Here is a 22931-nt window from a genome sequence, read left to right as displayed (position 1 = left end):
GCCCAGAATGAGAACATGTTCTTGTCGTACGTGACGAAGAGCACTAGGTTCCGCACATGTCACCTCGCTCGGGAAGCTTCGCCATCGTTGCCGCCGCGGCGGCTGTGCTCGCGTTCGGGACCTCCCTGCTGAGCCCGGTAGGACCAGCCGGCGCCGACCCGGCGGAGACGCCGCGGCTGTCCCGCGAGGGACGCTGGCTGGTCGACCAGTACGCCCGGACCGTGCTGGTCCACGGACAGAACCTGGTCTGGAAGCACGACCCGTACGTCCCGCCCGACTCGGCCGAGGGCTTCACCGCCGCCGACGCCGCATGGCTGGCCGACCATGGGTTCAACGGCGCCCGGATCGGCACCCTGTGGGCGGGCGTGACCCCGGACGCACCCGGGAAGGTCGACGAGGACTACCTCGACGACTGGCAGCGGGTGATCGACCTGCTCGCCGACGAGGGCATCTGGATGCAGTACGACTTCCACCAGGACATGTGGCACGAGACGTACGGCGGCGAGGGCGTGCCCGACTGGGCGGCGAAGCGGCCTTCGCCCTACAACCTGCACCCGCCGATCAAGCTCTCGTTCCCGGCGACCTACATCACCCCAGAGCTGGCCACCGTCTACGACAACTTCTGGGCGAACAAGGACGGTGTCCAGGACGGCTGGGCCGCGGCCTGGGGCGCCGTCGCGCAGCGGTGGGGCGACCAGCCCTACTCGATGGGCTACGACCTGATCAACGAGCCCTGGGCGGGCCGCGAGTGGCTCTCCTGCCCGGTCACCGGGTGCGCGAGCTCCTACCGGGACGAGTTCCAGCCGGCGTACGAGAGGGCGACGGCGGCGATCCGCCAGACCGATCCCGACGGGATCGTCTGGTACGAGTCACAGCTGCTCGCCAACCAGGTCCCCAACTCCGGCTTCGGGCCGGCGAACGACGACCAGGTCGGCTACTCCTGGCACGCCTACTGTCCCTACGGCTATCTCGACTCCCAGGGCATCCCGGTCGGGGTCAGCGGGTGCAAGGACTACGACGAGACCCACAACCAGAAGGCCCTCGACCAGGCCGAGACGATGGGTGCGACCAACCTGATGTCGGAGTTCGGGGCGACCGACAACACCGAGCTGCTCGCCATCGACACCGCCGCCGCCGACGACCACTTCACCTCGTGGATGCACTGGGCCTACAAGCACTGGGACGACCCGACCACCGCCGACGGCGCGCAGGGCATGTTCGAGGACGACGCCGATCTCTCCACCGTGAAGCCCGAGAAGCTGCGTACGTTGGTCCGCACCTACCCCCAGGCCACGGCCGGCACGCCCGTCGATCTGTCCTTCGACCCCGCCGACGGCGCGTTCCGCTACACCTATCGGCCGGCGCCGGAGATCGACGAGCCGACCGAGATCTTCGTCAGCCCGATCCACTACCCCGACGGCGCGGACATCGCCGTCGAGGGCGGCCGGGTCGTCGGCAGGGCCGAGCACAACCGCATCCTGGTCAAGGCGAGCGGAACCGAACCGGTGACGGTCACGATTGACTAAGGTGGCCGTGTCCCCCTCGTCGGTCCAGCCATCGGAGGAACAGTTGTCCGTCTCGCTCGCCAAGGGACAGTCGGTCTCGCTCACCACAGGTGACGGCAGCAGCATGACGCACGTGCGGATCGCGCTCGGCTGGGACGCGGTCAGAAAGGGACTCTTCGGCGGCTTCCGCGGCGCCGACGTCGACATGGACGCCTCCGCGATCCTCTACGACGGGTCCGGCACCCACATCGACCAGGCCTGGTTCCGACAGCTGAAGTCGCGTGACGGCGCCGTCGTGCACACCGGCGACAACCGCACCGGCGCGGGCGAGGGCGATGACGAGTCGATCATCGTCCACCTCGACCGGGTGCCTCCCGAGGTCGCGCAGATCGTGTTCACGATCAACTCCTTCACCGGGCAGAGCTTCGCCCAGATCCAGAATGCGTTCTGCCGCCTCGTCGACGAGAACACCCGCACCGAGATCGCCCGCTTCGACCTGAGCCAGACCGGCCCGCACACCGCGGAGATCATGGCCAAGGTCAGCCGCTACGACGGCGGCTGGGCGATGACCGCGCTGGGTGAGATCGGCAACGGGCGTACGTTCCAGGACCTGCTGCCGGCGATCGCGCCGACGCTGTGACCTAGCGCTTGAGCTTCTTGATCTCGTCCTTGGCGGCCTGCTGGGCGATCGCCTCGGCCTGGGCCTCCTCGCCGAAGACCCCCTCGACCTTGGCCTTCTCGACCTTCTTGAACTGACGCAGCATGCTCCACGCGATCACCGCGACGGCGACGCAGAGCGCGATGAAGATGCCGAAGGCGGTCCAGCCCGCGACCACGTCCTCGTCCTTCGGCGGATCGGGCTGAGGAGCGGGCTGGGAGGTGTGGAACGACTGCGTCGTCGCAAGGGTCGTCATCGGAAGGCCGGACATGGGGACATTCTCTCACCTTCGCCTGAGAACGGCTCAGGCGGTGACGACCTTGCCGAAGGTGATCTCGCGACCGACCGCGGCCTTTCCCTCGTCGTCGGCGGTGGAGACGTCGAGGCCGGCGAACAGGTCCGTCTCCACGCGCTTCTCGGCCTCGGGCACCGGCACGTAGGAGGTCACCAGCTCGTAGTCTTCGGTCGGCCACGCCTCCTTCTCGATCTCCCGGGGCACCGCGAACCACGGGCCGTCGGGGTCGATCTGGGTGGCGTGCGCGAGCAGCGCCTGGTCACGGACGCCGAAGTAGTCGGCACACTCCACCTTCGTGGTGACCCGCTCGTCCCACCCCGGGTCAGGCTTCCACTCCTCGAGGCGCTCCTCGTAGGGCGAGCTGAGCCCGTGGCTCTTCATCGCCTCGTGCAGCGCGACCGCGCGCGGGTAGTTGAAGGTGTGGCTGTAGTAGAGCTTCAGCGGCTGCCACGGCTCTCCCGCGTCCGGGAACCGGTCGGGGTCGCCCGCCGCCCGGAACGCCTCCACCGAGACCCGGTGGCACATGATGTGGTCCGGGTGCGGGTAGCCCCCGTTCTCGTCGTACGTCGTGACCACATGCGGCCGGAAGGTGCGGATGATCTCGACGAGCCGGCGCGTGCTCACCTCGAGCGGTGTCCGGCCGAAGCAGCCCTCGGGAAGCAGCGACCAGTCCTTGGCCGCCACGTCCTTGACCTCCATGAACTCCTCGACCCAGCCGGAGTCGACGAAGCCGAGCCAGTCCTGCTTGATGCCGAGGATGTCGCGGGCGCGATGCATCTCCTCGCGGCGGATCTCGTGGATGTTCTCCAGGATCCCCGGGCGCTCCATCTTCGGGTTGAGGATGTCGCCCCGCTCGCCACCCGTACACGTCGCGACATGGACGTCGACACCTTCGGCGACGTACTTCGCCGTGATCCCGGCGCCCTTGCTCGACTCGTCGTCGGGGTGCGCGTGCACGTGCATCAGGCGGAACGCCTGCTGGAGCTGCTCTGGCATGGGTTCAATCCTAACCACGCCTCGTCTCACAGTTCGGCTACCCGCTCCCACTCCGCGGACAACGTCGGTGGTAGACGCCCGGGGACGGATGTGCGGTCCTCTTCGGCGGGATGGGACCATGTGTCCGTGAGCACGCCGTCAGCCGAAGAATCCCGCATCGCGACCCGCTACGGCCGTGGCCCGCGCCGTCGCCCGGGCGTACTCCTGCTCGCGCTGATCCTCGCCCTGGTCGCGATGATCGGCTGGTTCGGCTGGGCGCTGTGGATGGCGCTGCACCCCGAGGTCTCCTCCGGGCTGGAGAAGTGGGAGGCGATCAGCGAGAACGAGGTCGAGGTGACCTTCGTCGTACGCCTCCACGACAAGGACGCGAAGCCCGTCTGCACGGTCGAGGCCGAGGACGGCCAGGAGGAGAAGGTCGGCCACCTCGAGTTCACCGCCGGCGAGGGCCGTCAGACGATCACCATCCCGACCGAGCGCCGCGCGGAGCGCGTCGAGTGGGGTGACTGCACGGTCGAGTGACCGTGCAGCCACCCGCAGATCAGCCGGTGAAGACCTCGGTCTTCAGGATCTCGACCTTGAGCGGCCCGCGAGGACCCTCGTAGGTCACGGTGTCGCCGACGCTGGCGCCGATGAGCGCCGCGCCGATCGGGGAGGCGGCCGAGGAGATCTCGACGCCGCCTGCGTACTCCTTCATCTCGATCGAGGCGATGAGGCGGGTCTCGGCCTCGTCGTCGTCATCGCCCTCGAACTTGAAGGTGACCAGCTTGCCGACCGAGACCACGCCGTCGTCCTCGGGGACGGTGGTGTCCGCCTTGCGCAGCAGCGCTTCGAGCTGCTGGATCTGACCCTCGAGCTTGCCCTGCTCCTCACGGGCGGCGTGGTAGCCGCCGTTCTCCTTGAGGTCACCTTCGTCGCGGGCGGAGCTGATCTCGGCGAGGATCTCCTGGCGCCGGGGGCCCTTCAGGTATTCCAACTCGGCGGTGAGCTTGTCGAATGCACCCTTGCTGAGCCAGATAGTGGCAGCCGTGGTCTCGGTCGACTGAGTCATAGCGAGTTACTCCTGATGGGTAGTGAATATAGGTAAGGGGCGCCGGTCAACCCCCATTCACCGGCGCCTTCTCTCCCTGCTGTGCGGGCATATTTCACCCAGCTGAACGTTTCTGCGGGAGATTGTCAGAAGGTTCAGTTTAACAAGGCAACCACACCCGAAGACAGTTCGCGACCGAAACGTTGCGCAATCCGGCCTCGGGACCGTTCCCCGGAACGTCAGGGACTGATCGCGGGATATCCCTTGCTACGCAGCTGTTCGAGCACTCGCTCGGCGTGGTTCTGGCCGCGTGTCTCCAGCTGGAGCTGCACGACGACCTCGGCGAGTCGCAGCCCGGGGTTGGTGCGCGAGTGTACGACCTCCATGACGTTGGCCCCGGTGTCACCGATCACCGACAGCAGGGTGGCCAGCGCTCCGGGCTGGTCGGGGATCGTCACCGCGACCGGGAGGTAGCGTCCGGCCAGCGTCATGCCGTGCTGGATCACCTTGCTGAGCAGCAGCGGATCGATGTTGCCGCCGGAGAGCACCACCACGACCGGGCCCTCGAAGGCCTCGGGGGCGTCCATCAGCGCCGCCACGCCGACCGCGCCGGCGGGCTCGACGACGAGCTTGGCCCGCTCGGCCAGCGCCAGCAGCGCGCCCGAGATCGCCTCCTCCGAGACCGTGCGGATCTCGTCGACGTAGGCCTGGATCATCGGGAAGTTGGTCTCCCCCGGCAGACCGACGGCGATGCCGTCGGCCATCGTCGGCATCTTGTCGAGCCGGATCGGGCGGCCCTCGCGCAGCGAGACCGGGTAGGCGGCGGCGGTCTCCGCCTGCACACCGACCACCTTCACGTCGGGGTGCTTCGCTTTGATCGCGAGCGCCGCGCCGGCGAGCAGGCCGCCCCCGCCGAGCGGGATGACGACCGTCTTCACGTCCGGAGCCTGCTCGAGGATCTCGAGGCCGATCGTGCCCTGGCCGGCGACGACGTCGGGGTGGTCGAAGGGGTGGATCATGACGGCGCCGGTGCGCTCGGCGAAGGCCATCGCGGCATCGAGGCACTGGTCGACGTACTGCCCCTCGAAGATCACCTCCGCGCCGTAGGCACGGGTCGCCTTCTCCTTGGGGATCGGCGCGCCCTCGGGCATGAACACGGTGGACGGGATGCCGAGGCTGGTCGCGGCCAGCGCGACGCCCTGCGCGTGGTTGCCCGCACTGGCGGCCACCACCCCGTTCTTGCGCTCCTCCTCGGAGAGCCGGGCGATGCGTACGAATGCTCCGCGGGCCTTGAAGGAGCCCGTACGCTGCAGGTTCTCGCACTTGAGGATGACCGTGTCCCCGACCATGTCGGTGAGCCAGCGGGCTCCCTGGACCGGGGTCTCGGTGATGTGGCCACGCAGCAGCTCGCGGGCCTCGAGGATGTCGTCGTACGTCGGCTGAGCGTGCATCTCAGGCACCGCCTGCTCCTGGGCTCGGTGGGGGTGGTGAGGTCGGGCCGCTGGCCGGTATCGGAGGCGGTGGCGACGTCGGCGGAGCGGTCGTGTCCGGCGTCGTGGCCGGAACCGCGGTCAGGTGGTTGGCCACCGCGTTGAGGGCCGCCACCAGCGGCACGGCCACGAGCGCACCGGCCACGCCACCGAGCACGATGCCGGTGGCGACCGCGAGGATGACGCCGAGCGGGTGGACCCGGACCCAGCGGCCGAGCAGGAACGGCTGGAGGCCGTGCGCCTCGAGCTGCTGGACCAGGATCACACCACCAAGCATGAGCAGCGCCGTCACCGGGCCCTGGGAGACGAGCGCGACGAGCACGGCGACCGCACCGGCGACGGTGGCGCCGACCAGGGGCACGAACGAGCTCAGGAAGACGAGCACGCCGATCGCGACCACGAACGGGACCCGCAGCGCAGCGGCGATGATCATGATGCCGACCGCGTCGACCGCGGCCACGATGACCGTGGCCCGGGTGAACTGGGTCAGCGAGACCCACGCGACCCGGCCCGAGCTGTCCATCCGGCTGCGCGCGGCGCGCGGCGCGAGCCTGACCAGCCAGCCCCAGATCCGCTCGCCCTCGGCGCAGAAGAAGTAGGTGGAGAAGAGCACGATGAACAGGCCGGCGAAGACGTCGAGGGCCACCCCACCGACCTCGCTGACCCGGGAGAACGGGTTGGAGGCATAGGCCGCCGCCCAGTCCTCCACCGTGGTCTGCACCGTGTTGAGCCAGGTGTCGATCTGGGTCTCGCTCGCGTGGAACGGACCGTTGATCAGCCAGTCGCGGATCTCGTCGAGCGCCTTGACGGTCTGCCCGGCGAGGTCGTTGAAGCCGTTGGCGACCTGGGTGCCGGCGAAGCTCAGCATGGCGATGACCGCCACGAGCACGCCGATCACCACGAAGAGCGCCGAGACGCTGCGCTTCAGCCCGATCCGGCCCAGGCCGTTGACGACCGGGGAGACGAGGGCGGCGATCAGCAGCGCGATGACCACGGGGATCACGACGATGCTGAGGAAACCGAGGGCGCGGACGATCAGATAGCCGGCGGCGACGATCACCAGGAACCGCCAGCCCCACTGGGCCGCCAGCTCGACGCCGTAGGGGACGTGGGTCCGGCTCACCGAGGCCGGAGCGGTCACCGGCTCGGGCGCGGCCAGCTGCTCCTGGCGTTCCTCGCGCAGGCGCTCGAACTGGTTGACCAGGCGCAGCGCGAAGTTCTCGGCCGACTCGCGGGCCTCCGCGGCGGCCTCCTTGGCCACCTCTGCGGACTCGCGCGCGTCGGCCTCCTCCTGGGCATGACGATGCGCCTCACGCGCCTCGCGGTTACGCCTGAACGCCCCTGTCACCCGCTCGAAGCCATCCTTCGCGGTCGACTTCTCGCCCCCGGGTGCATCCCCCTGATCCGTCACCTGACAGAGGCTACCGGGAGGGCGTGAGGTGGGTCGCAAGGTGCCGTGCCGTGGCCGGGTGCGACCGCGCGAGCAGGCCCACCGCGGCGAGCACGTAGTCGCTGTCGACGGCCCGCAGCGGCGCCTCCGGGAGCTGCCATCCACCGCGGAGCGACCAGCGCATCACCCGTTCCTCGATGCCCTCACGACCGTGCCGCAGGACGCCTCCGGAGCCGATCATCACGCCGACCCGGCGCAGGTCGGTGCCGGTGCGCTCGATGACCTTCCCCTGTGGTGAGAGGACCACGCGGGAGCGTCCCGCGTGCCGCTGCAGGGCGGTGCAGATCGCGATCCTCGCCAGGAGCTCGTCGATGTCCTTGTCCTGCTCGGTGCGGGGCAGCCAGTCGGGGTGGTTGCGCCGGTGCTCGACCTCGCCGGAGAGGTCCGACTCGGCGAGGCTCGGGTCGGAGTGGTCGGCCGCCTCGAGGGTCGTGGTCGCCGACCAGCGCATGCCGAGATCGCCCTCGACCGTCCGGGTCACCGGGGTGACGGCCACGACCTCCTCGCGGACGTGCTCGGCCTCGGGGTCGGGGCGGACCACGCTGTGCACGTCGGTGGTGGCGCCGCCGACGTCCACCACGACGACGTCCTCGCCGAGCACCTCGGCCAGCGTCTCGACGCCCTGCAGCACGACATCGGGGGTGGCACCCTGGACGATCCGCCGGAAGTCGGCCCGGCTGCTGAGGTTCTTGCCGCCGATCACGTGCTCGAGGAACATCTCCCGAACCGCCGCGCGGGCGCTCTCGGGCGCGAGCACGCCGATCTTGGGAACGACGTTGTCGCAGGTCACATGGGGTACGTCGGCCAGGATCTCGTCGATCTCGGGGTTCGCGTCACGGTTGCCGGCAACGACCACCGGCCCGCGCCAGCCGGCCGCGGCCAGCTCGCGAGCGGCGGAGACGATGGCCTCCCGGTTGCCCCCGTCGGTGCCGCCGGTGAGCAGCACCAGGTCCGGGGTCGTGAAGCTCAACGTGGCCCCCAGGTCACTCTCGGCTTCACGACCCGCGGTCGCGACCACCGCGACGACCTTGCCGCCGCTGGACAGTGCCACCCGCCGCCCGGCCTCGGCGGTCACCAGCTCCTCGTTGCCGACCACGGCGATCCGGAGCCCGCCGCCCGCCGACGAGCAGGCCAGGACCTCCGCGGTCGCCGCCCGGGCGTCCTTCTCGGTGAGCGTCGCCAGGCAGGCGTCGTACGCCTCCATCACCTCGTGCAGCGACGTCGGCGCGCTCGCCGAGCCGAGGACCTCGCCCGAGACGAGGTCGACGTGGAGCGCCTTGGTCCAGGTGGAGCCGAAGTCGACGCAGACGGCGGTCTGCGGGGCGGCAGCGTCGGTCGCTACGCTCCCCGCTTGCTTCGCATCAGCTCTGGTCAAGGGCCTGCTCGAGGTCCGCGACCAGGTCCTCGGCGTACTCGATCCCGACGGAGATCCGCACCAGGTCGGCGGGGACCTCCAGGTCGGTGCCCGCGACGGAGGCGTGGGTCATCCTGCCCGGGTGCTCGATCAGGCTCTCCACACCGCCGAGCGACTCGCCCAGCGTGAAGATCTTGGTGCGCTCGCACACCGCGAGCGCCTGGGCCTCGCCACCGGTCACCCGGAAGGAGACCATGCCGCCGAAGCGCTTCATCTGCTTCTGGGCGACGGTGTGGCCGGGGTGGGTCTCCAGACCGGGGTAGAGGACCTCGCCGACCTTCGGGTGCGAGGTCAGGAAGTCGGCGACGCGCTCGGCGTTGTCGCAGTGGCGGTCCATGCGTACGGCCAGGGTCTTGAGACCGCGCAGCGTCAGCCAGGCGCCGAAGGGGTCGGCGATCGCGCCGGCGGCGTTCTGCAGGTAGCCGATCTTCTCGGCGATCTCCAGGTCGCGGACGACCACGGCACCACCGACGACGTCGGAGTGGCCACCGACGTACTTCGTCGTGGAGTGCACCACGACGTCGGCGCCGAGGGTGAGCGGCTGCTGCAGGTAGGGGCTGGCGAAGGTGTTGTCGACCACCAGTCGCGCGCCGGCCTCGTGGGCGACCGTGGCGATCGCGGAGATGTCGGCGATGTTGAGCAGCGGGTTGGTCGGCGTCTCGACCCAGACCACCTTGGTCTTGCCGGGCTGGATCGCGGCCGCGACCGCGTCGACGTCGGCGACCTGCGCCGGCGTGTGCGCGATGCCCCACTGGCTCTCGACCTTGTCGATGAGGCGGTGGGTGCCGCCGTAGGCGTCGTCGGGGATGACCATGTGGTCGCCGGGCCGCATCAGGCTGCGGATCAGGGTGTCCTCGGCCGCCAGACCGGAGGCGAAGGCGAACCCCTTCTCGCCGTCCTCGACCGCCGCCAGGGCGCCCTCGAGCGCGGTGCGGGTCGGGTTGGCCGAGCGGCTGTACTCATAGCCGTTGCGCAGGCCGCCGACGCCGTCCTGCTTGTAGGTCGTGGTGGCGTAGATCGGCGGGATCACCGCACCCGTGGTCGGGTCGGGCTCGTAGCCCGCGTGGATCGCCTTGGTCTCGAATCCGGCCTTGCCGAGGTGCTGCTGCTCGCTCACGGTCCGAGCCTACGTCCGATCTCGTCGCGCGGCCCATCCGGGAACGTTCGCGCGTCGAACTGTGTTGGAGACTGGTAGATATCCCGACCACTGGAGGTTCCGCATGTTCGGCCGACCGACTCAGCTCTTCCCCGAGGACCGCACGCTCGCCGGGCGCGACCAGGCGCTCTTCGAGCTGCCTGCGAAGCACCGGGTCCTCGGCACTCCCCTGCTCGCCTCCCCCGAGGACGGGACCGCTCCGGAGGGGTCCGAGGTGGCGTACTTCGGCCTCGGTTGTTTCTGGGGCGCCGAGGAGATCTTCTGGCAGACGCCGGGGGTCTACTCGACCGCCGTCGGGTATCAGGGCGGCACCACCGCCAACCCGACCTACGAGGAGGTCTGCAGCGGTCAGACCAACCACACCGAGGCGGTCCGGGTCGTCTTCGACCCGAAGGTCGTGTCCTACGCGGACCTCGTCAAGAAGTTCTTCGAGGTGCACGACCCGACGCAGGGGATGCGGCAGGGCAACGACGTCGGTACGCAGTACCGCTCGGCGCTCTACTACACCTCCGACGCGCAGCGGCAGACCGCTGAGGAGCTGACCAAGATCTACGGCGACGAGATCACCAAGCGTGGCTACGGCGAGATCACCACCGAGATCCGCGAGGTCCCGACCTTCTACGCCGCCGAGCCCGCACACCAGCAGTACCTCGACCGCGTGCCCAACGGCTACCGCTGCCACGCGAACACGGGGATCCCCTTCCCGCAGACCGCCTGAGGTCAGGTCAGCGGCAGATACATCACGTGGAGGCCGACCCGGCCGTGCGACCTCGAGTCGAACGCGTCCGGGACGGTCCCGATGATCTGGAAGCCGAGAGACTGCCACAGGCGTACGGCGGTGATGTTGGTCTCCACGACGGCGTTGAACTGGATGCCGTGGAAGCCGTTGTCCTTGTGCCAGCTCACGCAGTAGTCGCCGAGGGCCCGGCCGACGCCCTTGCCGCGGGCCTCCGGGGAGACCATGAACGAGGCGGTGCCGATGTGACTGCCGCGGCCGGGGCGGTTGGGGCCCATCTTGGCGCTGCCGAGGATCTGGTCGCCCTCGACCGCGACGACGACGTGGTCATACATCCACAGGTCTTTGGCCTCCTCGGAGGTGAGGCCTTCGGGGTAGGCATAGGTCTCCCCCGCCGCCACGATCTCGGACCAGAACGGGTAGATGTGCGGCCAGTCCACGGCCGTCGCCTCGCGGATCCGCATCAGATGTCCGTCCTTCCGTCGATGGCCTCGCGCATGAGGTCGGCGTGGCCGCAGTGGCGGGCGTACTCCTCGATCATGTGGACCAGGATCCAGCGCAGACTGATCTCCTGGCCGTCCCGTGTCCGTCCCACCGCGATGCGGTCGAGGGAGCCGGCGGCGTCGATGAGCTGGTTGGAGCGAGCGATCGCGTCGCGGAGCAGGCTGCGCAGCGCCTCGGGGTCGTCTTCGGAGGCGCTGGTGAAGTCCCAGTCCTGGTCGTCGTCCCAGGGAGCCGTGTCGAACGGCGCGGAGGGGACGTTGCCGGCCAGGCGTACGCCGAACCAGATGTCCTCCACGAACGCCATGTGCTTGAGGAGCCCGGCCAGCGTCATGGTCGTCGGCGGGAAGGGCCGGTTGAGCTGCTCGTGGTCGAGGCCCGCGGCCTGCCGGAGCAGGGTGGCCCGGTGGAAGTCGAGGAACGTGCGCAGGGTCGTGGACTCGTCCGCGACATAGGGTGCGCCGGTCGGATGGCGGGTGTCCTCGAAGAGTGCCTCGGTCATGGTCGCCAACGTAGCGACGGAGAGTTTCCGCGGCGAATCACTTTCGCGAAACTGAAACGCGTTCTAGATTTGGCGCATGACCTTCGCCGTCGAGAGTCCCGAGAAGCCGCTCCGAGTCGTCGTCTGGTCCACCGGGACGGTGGGGCGTCATGCGATCGCGGGGGTCGACGCCCATCCCGACCTGGAGCTGGTCGGGGTCTGGACCTCGACGCCGGCGAAGGCCGGCGTCGACGCCGGGGAGCTGGCGGGGCTGGGTCGTGAGCTGGGGGTCGTGGCCACCACGTCGCGTGACGAGCTGCTCGCGCTGGCGCCGGACTGCGTCGTGCACGCGGCGATGACCGACGACCGGGTGTTCGAGGCGATCGAGGACCTGACCGGGCTGATCCGGGACGGGGTCAACGTCGTCTCCTCCGGGCCGGTGATCCTGGTGCACCCGCAGGGGACGCTGCCGGACGAGATGATCGCGGGCATCGACGAGGCCGGGCAGGAGGGCGGTGCGTCGCTGCACGTCAACGGCATCGATCCGGGCTTCGCCAACGACGTACTGCCGCTGGTGCTGACGTCGCTGTCGCAGCGGATCGATCACCTCAAGGTGTCGGAGATCGCCGACTACTCGACGTACTTCCAGCCGGTCGTGATGAAGGACCTCTTCGGCTTCGGGGGCTCGCTGGAGGACAAGCCGTTCCTGTGGGAGCCGGGGGTGCTGAGCACGGCGTGGGGACCTGTCGTCCGGGTGCTCGCCGCCGGCCTCGGGGTGACCCTCGACGAGCCGCTCGTCGAGCACGTCGAGCGCCGCCCGGCCGCTCAGGACACCAAGACGGTGTCGGTGGACATCGCCGAGGGCACCCAGGGCTCCGTACGTTTCACCGTCACCGGCACCGTCGACGGCGTCCCGCGCATCACCCTGGAGCACGTGACCCGCACCGATGCCGCCTCCGACCCCGACTGGCCGGTCCCAGCGACCGGCGACGGCTGCTACCGGATCGAGATCACCGGCGAGCCGTCGATGACCCTCGAGCTCAGCCACCACGGCGAGCATGGCGACCACAACGTCTCCGGGATGATCGTCACCGCCCAGCGCCTGGTCAACGCCATCCCGGCCGTCGTCGCCGCCTCCCCCGGCCTCGTCTCTCCCCTCGACCTCCCCCTGATCACCGGCCGCGGCCTCGTCACCCGATGAGCGAGACGTCACTACGGTCGGCCGAGGCGTCAGGTACGCCGGGCGACACGTCACTCGCGCCGGCCGAAGCGTCACCTACGTCGGTCGACACGTCACGTACGTCGGTCGACACGTCACGAAGCCATCTCGGCCGACGCAAGCGACGCCTCGGCCAACCGGAGCGACGCTTCGGCCGACGCACGTGACGTCTCGGCCGACGCCACTGACGTCTCGGCCAGCGCAAGCGACGTCTCGGCCGACCGGCCGGACGTCTCGACATGGAGGAAACGGATGAGCATTCTCGAACGGTTCAGATTGACCGACCACGTGGCGGTCGTGACGGGGGCGGGACGCGGGATCGGGGCGGCGACGGCGGTGGCGCTGGCGGAGGCCGGGGCGGACGTGGTGATCGCGTCGCGGACGGAGCGGCAGCTCCGCGAGGTCGCCGAGAAGGTCGAGGCGGCGGGGCGGCGGGCACTGGTGGTGCCGGCGGACCTGGCCGACACGGCTGCGACGGCGGGGCTGGCGGAGCAGGCGTACGAGGAGTTCGGGCGTCTCGACATCGTGGTCAACAACGTCGGCGGGACGATCCCGAACACGTTCCTCGACACCGACGAGGCCTATCTCGAGGAGGCCTTCCACTTCAACGTGACCACGGCGCACGCGCTGACGCGGGCGGCGGTGCCGTACATGGTGAAGAGCCCGGACGGGCAGCAGTCGGTGGTGTCGATCAGCTCGATGATGGGACGGACCGCCGGGCGCGGCTATCTCGCCTACGGGACCGCGAAGGCGGCGCTGGCGCACTGGACCAGGCTGGCCGCGACCGACCTGGCACCGCGGATCCGGGTGAACGGCATCTTCGTGGGATCGGTGCTGACCAGCGCCCTCGAGTTCGTCGCCGGCGACGAGACCATGCGCGGCGAGATCGAGGCGAAGACTCCGCTCGGACGGATCGGAGAGGCGGAGGACATCGCCGCCGCGGCGGTCTACCTGACCTCGCGGGCCGGACAGTTCGTCACCGGGAAGCTGCTCGAGGTCGACGGCGGCACCGAGGCGCCGACGCTGGACCTCAAGCTCCCCGACGTCGGCGCCTGATCGTCAGCCAATCAGACGGTGACGTCCTTGTGCCAGGACTCGGTGACGTAGTCGGTCACCCAGCCCATCGACTTGTAGAGCCCGTCGGCCCCGGTCGGGCTGTCGGCGTCGACCTCGAGCGAAACCCGGTCCCGGCCGCGCTCGATCGCGTCGCCGATGACGGCGTGGAGCAGCCCCTTGGCCACCCCGCGGCCGCGGGCGTTGCGGTTGACGCCGATGTACTCGACGTAGGTCCCCTCGACCCCGGCCGCGTTGGCGGGTAGCACCGAGGCGACCAGCGAGCCGGCCGGCAGCTCACCCTCAGGCGTGTCGACGTACGCGAGCCACCAGTGGTCCCAGCGGTGGCCGGGGTCCTCGCGGAGGCGCTGTACGAACTCCGGGAAGCTCTCCCGGTAGGAGTTGAAGTGGTCCTGGAAGGACTCCTCGAGGGTCTGGTGGACCGTCTGCAGGTCGGCTGCGACGGGCATCCCGTTCTCGTGGGTCTCGACCGGCCGGATGGTCACGCCCTCGCGGAGCGGGGGCACGGTCTCGTCGGGCAGCACCGGGCGGCTCATGTGCAGCCAGGTGCGCCTGTTGGTGAACTCGGCCGCCGCCAGCCACTCACGCTGCACGGTGTCGTCGGCGAACGGGCTGGCGTCGAGGTGGGACTCGGTGATGCCGCGCAGCTCGGCCATCGCCCGGCCCTGCTCCTCGAGCCAGGCGTAGAGCCCGGCCGCGACCTCGGCCGCCTGGGTGACGGTCCGGTCGACGTAGAGGTAGACGAGGGTGCGTCCGGCGGCGCGATCGTGGGCGATGGCCCAGGCGCGGATGTCGCCCTCGGGGTCGATCGCGACGAGCTGCTGGCGGGTCCAGGAGGCGGGGCCGGCGATCTCGCCGGTGATGGCGTCCGCGTCGACCTTTCCAGACCCTTCGAAGGGTGTCTTGTCGGCTGCTCGGAGCCTCAGAAGAGCGGGTAGATCGTCGAGGTCGGGGACCTTCGTCGTCCATCCGGTAGGGAGTTCCACGGGCGTCTCGCTATGGTCGCTCACCCACCCATTCTCCCAAACGTCAGGGAAGGTCGACCCACTGGTCCGTGCCCGGGACCAGCACAGACGCACCCGCGGTGAGCTCCGCGACGAGCGCTTCGAGGCGTTTCTCCTGGGCTGGCGGGGCCCCGATCCGCAGGGTCACGGCGGCGCCGTAGGCGGTGTCGAGGACGGCCACGCCGGAGGATCGCAGGTCGGTCTCGAGGCGGCCGGCGGCGTCGTACGGGGCCTCGATCGAATACTCCCGGACGAGCTCTCGCCGGAGCGTCCCGACCTCGCCCAGCGCGGTCCGGACGGCGTCGGAGTAGGCCCGGACGAGACCGCCCGCGCCGAGCAGCGTCCCGCCGAACCAGCGGGTCACCACGGCGACGGTGTCCGAGACCCCAGCGCCGCGAAGGACCTCGAGCATCGGGGCGCCGGCGGTGCCGGCGGGCTCGCCGTCGTCGTTGGAGCGCTCGACCGGCTGCGGCGGCGGACCGATCCGGAAGGCGGAGCAGGTGTGGCGGGCGTCCCAGTGCTGTCGGCGCAGCCGCTCGACCACCTCCCGGGCGTCGCCCTCGCTCTCGACCCGGGCGAGGGTGCACAGGAACCGCGAGCGCTTCTCCTCGATCTCGGCGGCGCCGTCGCGGGCGATGGTGAGGTATCCGATCATCTCACCAGATCCCGAGCACGCTGCCGCCGATGCGGACGATGAACCCGGCGACCACGACGATGAAGAAGACACGTACGAACCCCGCGCCCTTCGCCACCGCCGTCCGTGCCCCGAGGTAGCCACCGATCAGGTTGCACACGCCCATCACCAGGCCGGTCTTCCACAGCACCGCGCCCTGCGGCACGAAGACGACCAGGGCGGCGAGGTTGGTGGCGACGTTGGCCATCTTCGCCTTCGCGCTCGCCTCGAGGAAGGAGTAGCCGAGGAGGCCGACGAGGCCGATCACCAGGAAGCTGCCGGTCCCGGGGCCGAGGGCGCCGTCGTAGAAGCCGACCGCGAACCCGACCACCATCGCCCCGATCAGGTGCCGGTGACCGTCGTACCTCAGCTCGGTCGCCTCCCCCAGCGACGGCTTGAAGAGCACCCACGCACCGACGAGGATCAGCGCGACCAGGACGATCGGCTCGAAGACCTCCGCCGGCAGGTACGACGCCACCCCCGCCCCCAGAGCAGAGCCCGCGAACGCGAGGATCATCAGCGGGACGAAGGTCTTCGGGTCCGGCCCCACCCGCCGGTAGTAGGTCGCGGCGCTGATCGAGGTGCCGAAGACCGAGGCCAGCTTGTTGGTCGCCAGGATCTGCACCGGCGCGGCACCGGGCATGAACAGCAGCAGCGCCGGCAGCTGGATCAGCCCGCCCCCGCCGACCACCGCGTCCACGTAGCCGGCGGCCAGCGCCGCGAGGGCGAGAAGGGCAAGTACGTTCAGCGTCTCCTCGGGCACGAGCGCAGGCTACGCGGCCGGATGCTCACCGAGTTAACTCGGTGAGCGTTCACAGCCGCTCAGCCGGCCCACCAGCCACGACCCCCGAACGCGTCCGGATAGCCGCCGTAGGAGTTCGACGTACGCCGCGCCGTCCTGTCGCCCAGATAGGAGCCGACCACGGCGGCACCGAGGTCGTCCAGCTCGGGCGCGACGACGCGCCCCTCGACCCGGCGGGCCATGGAGTCGATGAAGCGGGCCAGGCCGGGATCGTCGCCGAGGCGGAAGAAGGTCGTCTGGGCGCCGAGGCGCCGGGAGTTCTCCAGCTCCTCGACGGACCGCGCGATCGTCACCGGGTGCGGCGGGTAGGAGAACCAGACGTCGCCGCCGGGCTCCAGGTGGGCGGTGGGCTCGCCGTCGGTCACGATCAGGAGCACCGGCTGGGCACCGGGGTGCTTGCGGAAGTGCCGGTTGGCCAGCAGCAGCGCGTGGTGCAGGTTGGTGCCCTTGTCCCAGATCGCGTCGAGGGCGGTGAGCTTCTCGATCTCCATCGTCTGGGCGTAGCGCCCGAACGAGATCAGCTGCAGGTCGTCGTTGCGGAAACGGCTCCGGATCAGGGTGTGCAGGGCCAGCGCGGTGCGCTTCATCGGCACCCAGCGGCCATCCATCGCCATCGAGAAGCTGGTGTCGACCAGGAGGGCGACCGCTGCCTGCGTACGCGCCTCCGTCTCCTGCACCTCGATGTCGTCGACGGTCAGCCGGACACCCGGGCCGCGGCGGCCCTCGCCGACCTCACGGATGACGGCGTTCGTGATCGTGCGAGGTACGTCCCAGGGTTCCGTGTCGCCGAAGGCCCAGGGCCGTGAGGAGCCGGAGAGGTCGCCCGCCGCACCGGCGCGCTGCAGGTCGCGTTCGCCCTGTCGGCCGGAGAGCCGCTTCGCGACGTCGCGGAGCAGGGCCTTGCCGAGCTGGCGCATCGCCTTCGGGGTCAGCCGCAGATCGCCGTCGGAGCCGCGTTCAAGCTGGCCGGAGTCGCGCAGCGCCTGCTCGAGCTCCTGCAGGGTGCGCGCGTCGACCGCGGCCTGGTCGCCGAGCTGGCGGGAGAGCGCGTCGAGGTCGATGTCGTCGAGCCGGCTCCCGGCGTAGGACTGCTGGAGCTGCTCGGAGAGCTGGTCGAGCTCGGCGATGTCCTGCAGCACGCCGGTGCCGTCGCCGAGACCGAGGCCCTCACCGCCGCCGAACTCCTCGGAGCCGTACCAGTCCTCGCCGGGCCGCGCCGCCTGCAGGTTGGCATCGAGCTGCGCCATCTGCTCCATCAGCGCGGGCGAACCGAACGCCTGCGCGGAGAGCTCCATCAGCTCGCGCCGCTGCTCGGCCGACATCGAGTTCAGCATCCGCTGGGCGGCCGCCGAGCGCTGCGCGAGGGTGTCGAGCAGCTCGTCGATGTTCTGCGGGTTCTCGGGGAAGTACTGGCCGTGCTTGGCCATGAACTCGTCGAAGTCGGCGTCGGTGTCCTCACCGCGGTTGTGCTTGTCGAGGAGCGCGTTGAGGTCGCGCAGCATCTCCGCGATCGCCTCGCGGTCCTCGTCGGTGGCCCCTTCGAGCGCCTGCTTCATCCCGGCGAACCGCTGGTCGAGGATCTCGCGGCCGAGCAGGTCCTTGATCTCCTCGTAGGCCTCACGAGCCTCGCGCGATGCCCAGTCGTAGGAGGAGAGCTCGCTGACCGCCGCCGCGGTGTTCGGCGAGAGGTTGTCGATCTGCATCTCCCGGAACGCGCGATCGCCGTCGTCCATGGTGACGTCACGGGCCAGCTGCTTGCGCTCCTCGAGCACCGCCTTGTCCAGCAGCTCACGCACCTGCTGGAGCGTGCCGTCGAGGTTGTGGCGCTGCAGCAGCTCGCGGCGCCTCTCGGCGACCTGCCGGGCGAGGTCGTCGAGCCCGCGCTGGTCCTGTCCCCCGCGCCGCAGGAACTCCCGCATCGCGCGCTCGGGCGAGTAGCCGGACATCACGTCCTCGCCGATCGCGTCCAGCGCCTCGGCGATGTCGACCGGCGGAGCGAGCGGGTCGCCCCCGGCGTACTTCTTGTAGCGGCTCATCGTGGTGCTCCTCAACGCGTGTAACACCCTGTTCGTAGGTCTATCCGGTCGTTCTGATAGGGCGAGTAGTCCTACGAACGACGTGTTACCCGCGGCTGACGCCTCCCGGCTCAGCCATAGATCGTCTCGCCATCTGCCGTGTCCTTGCCGATCTTTCTGGCCAGGAACAGGCCCTCCAGGGCGAGCTCGATGGCGCTGGCCAGCTGGCCGTCGTTCTGGGGGCCGCCGGTGGCCTCGTAGACGCGGTCGCCGATCTGGTCGTAGAGGTCGGACTCGCCCAGGACGGGGAGGCCCTCCAGGAAGGCGCGGGCGGAGACCTTGGTGCCGGTGGTGACCATGCGGCCGTCCTCGATGGCGTCGATGAGCAGCGCGAAGTCGAGGCCCCGGAAGGACTTGCGGACGGTCTCGGCGATGGCCGTACGCAGCAGGTGGGTGAGGATCTCGGCCTCACGGCCCTCCTCGCCGGACTCGAACTCGATCTTGCCGGAGAGCACCTCGACGGCGGTCTCGATGTCGACGAGACGAGCGACCGCTTCGGGCTCGCCCGCCACGGTGGCGCGGTGCAGCGCCGCGGCGGCGACCGTCTCGGCGCCCGCGATCGAGAAGCGCGCCGAGACGCCGGAACGCTGGTCGACCGCAGAGGATGCACGCAGGTGGCGGGTGAAGACGGCGAGAATCTCGAGCAGATGGTCGGGTACGTCGGCGACCAGCGCGGCCTCCTGCCGGATGACCGCCATCTCCGCGGCGAGCTCGCGCGGGTAGTGGGTGCGGATCTCGGCGCCGAAACGGTCCTTCAACGGCGTGATGATCCGGCCGCGGTTGGTGTAGTCCTCCGGGTTCGCCGAGGCCACGACCAGGAGATCGAGCGGCAGCCGCAGCACGTAGCCACGGATCTGGATGTCGCGCTCCTCCATCACGTTGAGCATCGCCACCTGGATCCGCTCGGCCAGGTCGGGCAGCTCGTTGATCGCGACGATGCCGCGGTGGGAGCGTGGGATCAGGCCGAAGTGGATCGTCTCCGGGTCGCCCAGCGAGCGCCCCTCGGCGACCTTCATCGGGTCGACGTCGCCGATCAGGTCGGCGACCGAGGTGTCGGGGGTGGCCAGCTTCTCCGCGTAGCGCTCGGAGCGGTGCTTCCACGCGACCGGCAGCGCGTCACCGGCGGTCGCCGCCAGCCGCTGGGAGCCGACCGAGACCGGCTCGTAGGGGTGCTCACCGAGCTCGGACCCCTCGATGACCGGGGTCCACTCGTCGAGCAACCCCACCAACGTACGCAGCAGCCTGGTCTTGCCCTGGCCGCGCTCGCCGAGCAGGACGACGTCGTGCCCGGCGATCAGGGCACGTTCGAGCTGCGGGATGACGGTGTCCTCCAGCCCGTGCAGCCCGGGCCAGGGGTCCTCTCCGGCTGCCAGCTTGGCCAGCAGGTTGTCGCGGATCTCCTCGCGGAGCGACTTGAACACATGGCCACTCGCGCGGAGCTGGCCCAGGGTGCTGATCGTGGGTGCGGCAGTCACGGACGCAACGCTACGCCGCCGCCCAACCCCTGGGCGGCCGATGCGTCGACGTCCCGGCCCTCCGATGCCGAGGAGCCGACGCTGGCGAGCAGCTCCTCGACCCGCTCCCGGGTCAGCGCGGTGCGGTCGAGCTCCCCCACCTCGTCGAGGATCGCGACCACCTCATGGAGCGTCGCCCGGGCCTGGGCGACCCGGTCGGTCTCGCGCTCGATCACGGCGCGGCGTACGAGGATGTTGGCCTCGCCCCACCGGTTGCGCTCCTCGAGGTGGTGGGCGAGCTCCGGGCGGAGGTGGGTCTCGGCGTCGGTGTAGCGGCCCAGGCCGATCAGCGCGTCGACCAGGGTCAGCCGGGGCGAGGCGGAGGAGTCGACGTCGACCGGCCCGTGACCGATTTCCTCCTCGATCAGCCGCACGGCGTCCTCGTAGCGCTCCATCCGGACATAGACCTCGGCCAGCCCGATCAGACTGCCGCGGGCACGGTCGTCCATCCCGGCCGCGTCCGCGACGGCGTACGCCTCCTCGAGGACCGCGACAGCTTCGTCGAGGGACCCGATCATGCTCAGCGCCTGGCCGCAGTTGGACAGCGCCATCTCCAGGCCGGCGGCGGTGCCGGCCTCACGGAACACCGCGGCAGCGCCACGGAAGTCCGAGATCGCCCGGCTCAGGTCGCCGGCCCGCGCGCGGCTGATCCCGACCTGGTTGCGGATGTAGGCGGCGTCGACCTGCTGACCGGCGCGGAGGGCGGCGTCGAGACCGAGCTCCTGGAGGGGCAGCATCTCGGCGGGTGGGTGCCGCATCGAGAGGGTGAACATCTTGTTGACCAGCTGGTAGGCGGGGCCGAGCAGCTCGGCGCGCACGGCGAGGCGTACGGCGCTCCCCATGGTCAGCCACTCCCGGTCTCCCCAGGCGCGGGCCTGCTGCGCCGTGGCGAAGCTCAACGGCGTGACCCCGTCGACGACGGGGTCGAGGCTCATCAGCCGGAAGTGGCGACCGCCGGCCTCGGAGGCCGCGACCAGCGAGTGGGTGTACCAGCTCACGACCCGCAGCATCGCCTCACCGGACTCCTCCGCGGAGCCCATCTCCAGGGCGTAGTCGCGGATCAGGTCGTGGAGCACGAAACGGCCCGGGCGGTGCTCACGGACCAGGTTGGCGTCGACGAGCTTGTCGACCAGGCGCCGGGCGGTGGCGATGTCGACGGCGAAGAGCGCCGCCATCGCGGGCATGCCGATCTCGTGGCCGGGGCGGAGGCCGAGGAGCCGGAAGGCACGCCGCGACTCCTCGTCGAGGGAGTCGTAGGACCAGGAGAAGACCGCGCGCAGGTCGGAGATGGGATCGAGCGGCGCCTCGAGCGCGGCCAGCCGGCTGGTCTCGCCGTCGAGCTCGGCCAGCAGGTCGGTCAGCGGCAGATCCGGGTAGCGGCTGCACCGCTCGGCCGCGACGGCGAGCGCGAGCGGCAGGTGTCCGCACCGCTCCGCGAGGGCGCGTACGTCCTCCTCGTCCGCCGGCCGGTCGATCAGCCGCTGCCGGAGGAAGGCCACCGACTCCTCCGGGGCCAGCGTGTCCAGCGCGAGCCGCCGGGCCCCCTCCCGGGTGGCCAGGCCGCGCAGCTGGCTACGGCTGGTCACCAGCACCAGCGAGTCACCACCCGGCAGCAGCGGCCGCACGTGCGCGGAGTCGCGAGCGTTGTCGAGCACGAGGAGCATGCGCCGCTGCGCGAGGGTCGTACGCAGCAGGGCGGATGCCGCGTCCACCTCGGCCGGCACCGAGGCGACGTCGACGCCGAGCCCGATCAGCAGGGTCGTGAGCGCCTGGGCGTGCGAGAGCGGCTCGCCCGGCCCGAAGCCGCGCAGGTCGATGAAGAGCTGGCCGTCGGGGAAGTGCTCGGTCCGGGTGCGCGCCCAGTGCACCGCGAACGCGGTCTTGCCCACCGCCCCGATGCCGTGCACGGCGACCACGCTCGGCCAGCCGGCGTCGTGGGAGACGGTGACCGCGTCCAGCAGCCGCAGCTCGGCCTCGCGCCCGGAGAAGCTGGGGATGTCGGCCGGGAGCTGCCTCGGGATCAGGTCCTCCTCGGAGACCCGCTGCGCCGGCACGGTCGCCTGCCCCGGCGCGGCCTCCGCCTCCGGGACGGCCGGCGAGGAGCCGACCAGCAGCCGGGTGAACGTCGCGCGCAGCTCCGCACCGGGGTCGGCGCCGAGCTCGTCGGCCAGCCGGGAGCGGACCTCCTCATAGGCCTCCAGCGCCTCGGCCGTACGTCCCGCGGCATCCAGCGCGTCCAGCATCACCACCCACAGGGACTCGCGCAGCGGGTGGTCGCCGACCACGCGGCGCACGTCGGCGACCGCCTTGGTCGCCCGGCCGGCGGCGATGTCGAGCTCGGCGCGACGCTCCAGCGCGGCGAGGTAGCGGTCGACCAGCCACGGCCGGGTGCGTTCGGCCAGCGACCCGCCGGCCGACTCGTCGAACGGCTCGGCGCGCCACAGCTCGATGGCCTCCTCGAGCCGCGCATAGGCCTCCGGTCCCTGCGCCGCGTCGAGCAGGTCGATGAAGGCGAGCGCGTCCACCGAGGAGCGGGGCAGATCGAGGATGTAGCCACCGGCGGCGCGGCGTACGACCTCCTTGCCGAGCACGCGACGCAGCCGCCCGATGTAGGTGTGCAGGCTGCCGCGCGGGTTGTCGGGGAGCTCCTCGCCCCAGATCCGGTCGGCGAGAACATCGGCGGAGACGGGAGTGCCGGCCTCCATGGCGAGCAACGCCAGCAGGGTGCGCGGACGTCGTCCCGGGACCTCGATGGGCTCCCCTGCGCGGGTGACACGCAGCGGCCCGAGAAGACAGATGCTCACATCCGTCACCGACGTATCCCCGCCTTCCTGAGTTGAGCCTGGCCTTAACAATAGTGC

Annotated in this window: 22 protein-coding genes; 6 read left to right on the top strand and 16 right to left on the bottom strand. The window is 70.4% G+C overall.

Annotated elements, in window-relative coordinates:
• Positions 1–56: 56 nt before the first annotated feature.
• Together UG56_RS04400 and UG56_RS04395 are read left to right on the top strand one after the other, a co-directional pair.
• The gene (locus UG56_RS04400) at positions 57–1526 is read left to right on the top strand and encodes a cellulase family glycosylhydrolase (protein WP_045548425.1); all 1470 of its coding nucleotides are present in this window, start codon (positions 57–59) and stop codon (positions 1524–1526) included.
• Positions 1527–1569: 43 nt separating this feature from the next.
• Positions 1570–2145, top strand: coding sequence for a TerD family protein (locus UG56_RS04395; RefSeq protein WP_045548436.1), 576 nt, complete (start codon positions 1570–1572; stop codon positions 2143–2145).
• 1 nt (position 2146) lies between these two features.
• On the opposite strand, the gene UG56_RS04390 is transcribed toward UG56_RS04395, so the two are convergent.
• On the bottom strand, positions 2147–2434 hold the full coding sequence (locus UG56_RS04390) for a hypothetical protein (protein ID WP_045548424.1): 288 nt from the start codon (positions 2432–2434) through the stop codon (positions 2147–2149).
• 33 nt (positions 2435–2467) lie between these two features.
• Positions 2468–3454: a mycothiol conjugate amidase Mca gene (gene mca, locus UG56_RS04385; protein WP_045548423.1), complete on the bottom strand. Its 987-nt coding sequence runs from the start codon at positions 3452–3454 to the stop codon at positions 2468–2470.
• 126 nt (positions 3455–3580) lie between these two features.
• Between mca and UG56_RS04380 the strand changes: the two genes are divergently transcribed.
• Positions 3581–3973 (top strand): DUF4307 domain-containing protein, encoded by a 393-nt coding sequence (locus UG56_RS04380; RefSeq protein WP_143054901.1) that lies wholly within the window; start codon positions 3581–3583, stop codon positions 3971–3973.
• Between the two features lie 19 nt (positions 3974–3992).
• On the opposite strand, the gene greA is transcribed toward UG56_RS04380, so the two are convergent.
• The 5 genes from greA to UG56_RS04355 all read right to left on the bottom strand — a co-directional run bounded on the left by greA (position 3993) and on the right by UG56_RS04355 (position 9952).
• Positions 3993–4502, bottom strand: a complete 510-nt coding sequence (gene greA, locus UG56_RS04375) for a transcription elongation factor GreA (RefSeq protein WP_045548421.1) — start codon at positions 4500–4502, stop codon at positions 3993–3995.
• Positions 4503–4720: 218 nt separating this feature from the next.
• Positions 4721–5932, bottom strand: coding sequence for a threonine ammonia-lyase (ilvA, locus tag UG56_RS04370; protein WP_045548420.1), 1212 nt, complete (start codon positions 5930–5932; stop codon positions 4721–4723).
• Between the two features lies 1 nt (position 5933).
• Positions 5934–7382 (bottom strand): AI-2E family transporter, encoded by a 1449-nt coding sequence (locus UG56_RS04365; protein WP_256206427.1) that lies wholly within the window; start codon positions 7380–7382, stop codon positions 5934–5936.
• A 10-nt stretch (positions 7383–7392) separates the two neighbouring features.
• Positions 7393–8796 (bottom strand): glutamate mutase L, encoded by a 1404-nt coding sequence (locus tag UG56_RS04360; RefSeq protein WP_045548418.1) that lies wholly within the window; start codon positions 8794–8796, stop codon positions 7393–7395.
• Positions 8783–9952: a cystathionine gamma-synthase gene (locus tag UG56_RS04355; protein WP_045548417.1), complete on the bottom strand. Its 1170-nt coding sequence runs from the start codon at positions 9950–9952 to the stop codon at positions 8783–8785. The genes UG56_RS04360 and UG56_RS04355 overlap by 14 nt, the downstream gene beginning before the upstream one ends.
• Positions 9953–10055: 103 nt before the next feature.
• On the opposite strand from UG56_RS04355, the gene msrA reads away from it, so the two are divergent.
• A complete protein-coding gene (gene msrA / locus UG56_RS04350; protein ID WP_045548416.1) occupies positions 10056–10709 on the top strand; it encodes a peptide-methionine (S)-S-oxide reductase MsrA in 654 nt (217 codons plus the stop codon).
• 2 nt (positions 10710–10711) lie between these two features.
• On the opposite strand, the gene UG56_RS04345 is transcribed toward msrA, so the two are convergent.
• Positions 10712–11191 (bottom strand): GNAT family N-acetyltransferase, encoded by a 480-nt coding sequence (locus tag UG56_RS04345; RefSeq protein ID WP_045548415.1) that lies wholly within the window; start codon positions 11189–11191, stop codon positions 10712–10714.
• On the bottom strand, positions 11191–11730 hold the full coding sequence (locus tag UG56_RS04340; RefSeq protein WP_045548414.1) for a DinB family protein: 540 nt from the start codon (positions 11728–11730) through the stop codon (positions 11191–11193). The genes UG56_RS04345 and UG56_RS04340 overlap by 1 nt, the downstream gene beginning before the upstream one ends.
• 76 nt (positions 11731–11806) lie before the next feature.
• On the opposite strand from UG56_RS04340, the gene UG56_RS04335 reads away from it, so the two are divergent.
• Complete coding sequence (locus UG56_RS04335; protein WP_045548413.1) at positions 11807–12910, top strand: NAD(P)H-dependent amine dehydrogenase family protein; 1104 nt, start codon at positions 11807–11809, stop codon at positions 12908–12910.
• A 113-nt stretch (positions 12911–13023) separates the two neighbouring features.
• Here the strand turns inward: UG56_RS04335 and UG56_RS28220 are convergent, their stop codons facing one another.
• Positions 13024–13188, bottom strand: a complete 165-nt coding sequence (locus UG56_RS28220) for a hypothetical protein (RefSeq protein WP_177191417.1) — start codon at positions 13186–13188, stop codon at positions 13024–13026.
• On the opposite strand from UG56_RS28220, the gene UG56_RS04330 reads away from it, so the two are divergent.
• On the top strand, positions 13181–13984 hold the full coding sequence (locus tag UG56_RS04330; RefSeq protein WP_045548412.1) for an SDR family oxidoreductase: 804 nt from the start codon (positions 13181–13183) through the stop codon (positions 13982–13984). The genes UG56_RS28220 and UG56_RS04330 overlap by 8 nt on opposite strands.
• Before the next feature lie 11 nt (positions 13985–13995).
• Here UG56_RS04330 and UG56_RS04325 read toward each other — a convergent pair whose 3' ends face one another.
• From UG56_RS04325 to UG56_RS04300, 6 genes are all read right to left on the bottom strand, one after another.
• A complete protein-coding gene (locus UG56_RS04325; RefSeq protein WP_256206426.1) occupies positions 13996–14988 on the bottom strand; it encodes a GNAT family N-acetyltransferase in 993 nt (330 codons plus the stop codon).
• Between the two features lie 43 nt (positions 14989–15031).
• Positions 15032–15661 (bottom strand): YigZ family protein, encoded by a 630-nt coding sequence (locus UG56_RS04320; protein ID WP_045548410.1) that lies wholly within the window; start codon positions 15659–15661, stop codon positions 15032–15034.
• 1 nt (position 15662) lies between these two features.
• Positions 15663–16442, bottom strand: a complete 780-nt coding sequence (locus UG56_RS04315) for a TSUP family transporter (protein ID WP_045548409.1) — start codon at positions 16440–16442, stop codon at positions 15663–15665.
• Between the two features lie 59 nt (positions 16443–16501).
• Entirely contained in the window at positions 16502–18517 is a 2016-nt protein-coding gene (locus UG56_RS04310) for a vWA domain-containing protein (protein ID WP_045548408.1), read from the bottom strand.
• A 110-nt stretch (positions 18518–18627) separates the two neighbouring features.
• On the bottom strand, positions 18628–20031 hold the full coding sequence (locus UG56_RS04305; RefSeq protein ID WP_045548407.1) for an AAA family ATPase: 1404 nt from the start codon (positions 20029–20031) through the stop codon (positions 18628–18630).
• On the bottom strand, positions 20028–22883 hold the full coding sequence (locus UG56_RS04300; RefSeq protein WP_143054900.1) for an AfsR/SARP family transcriptional regulator: 2856 nt from the start codon (positions 22881–22883) through the stop codon (positions 20028–20030). The genes UG56_RS04305 and UG56_RS04300 overlap by 4 nt, the downstream gene beginning before the upstream one ends.
• Between the last annotated feature and the right edge of the window lie 48 nt (positions 22884–22931).

This window comes from Nocardioides luteus, from assembly GCF_000960475.2.
Lineage (GTDB): Bacteria > Actinomycetota > Actinomycetes > Propionibacteriales > Nocardioidaceae > Nocardioides > Nocardioides luteus_A.
This window is presented reverse-complemented; position numbering and strand designations above follow the sequence as displayed.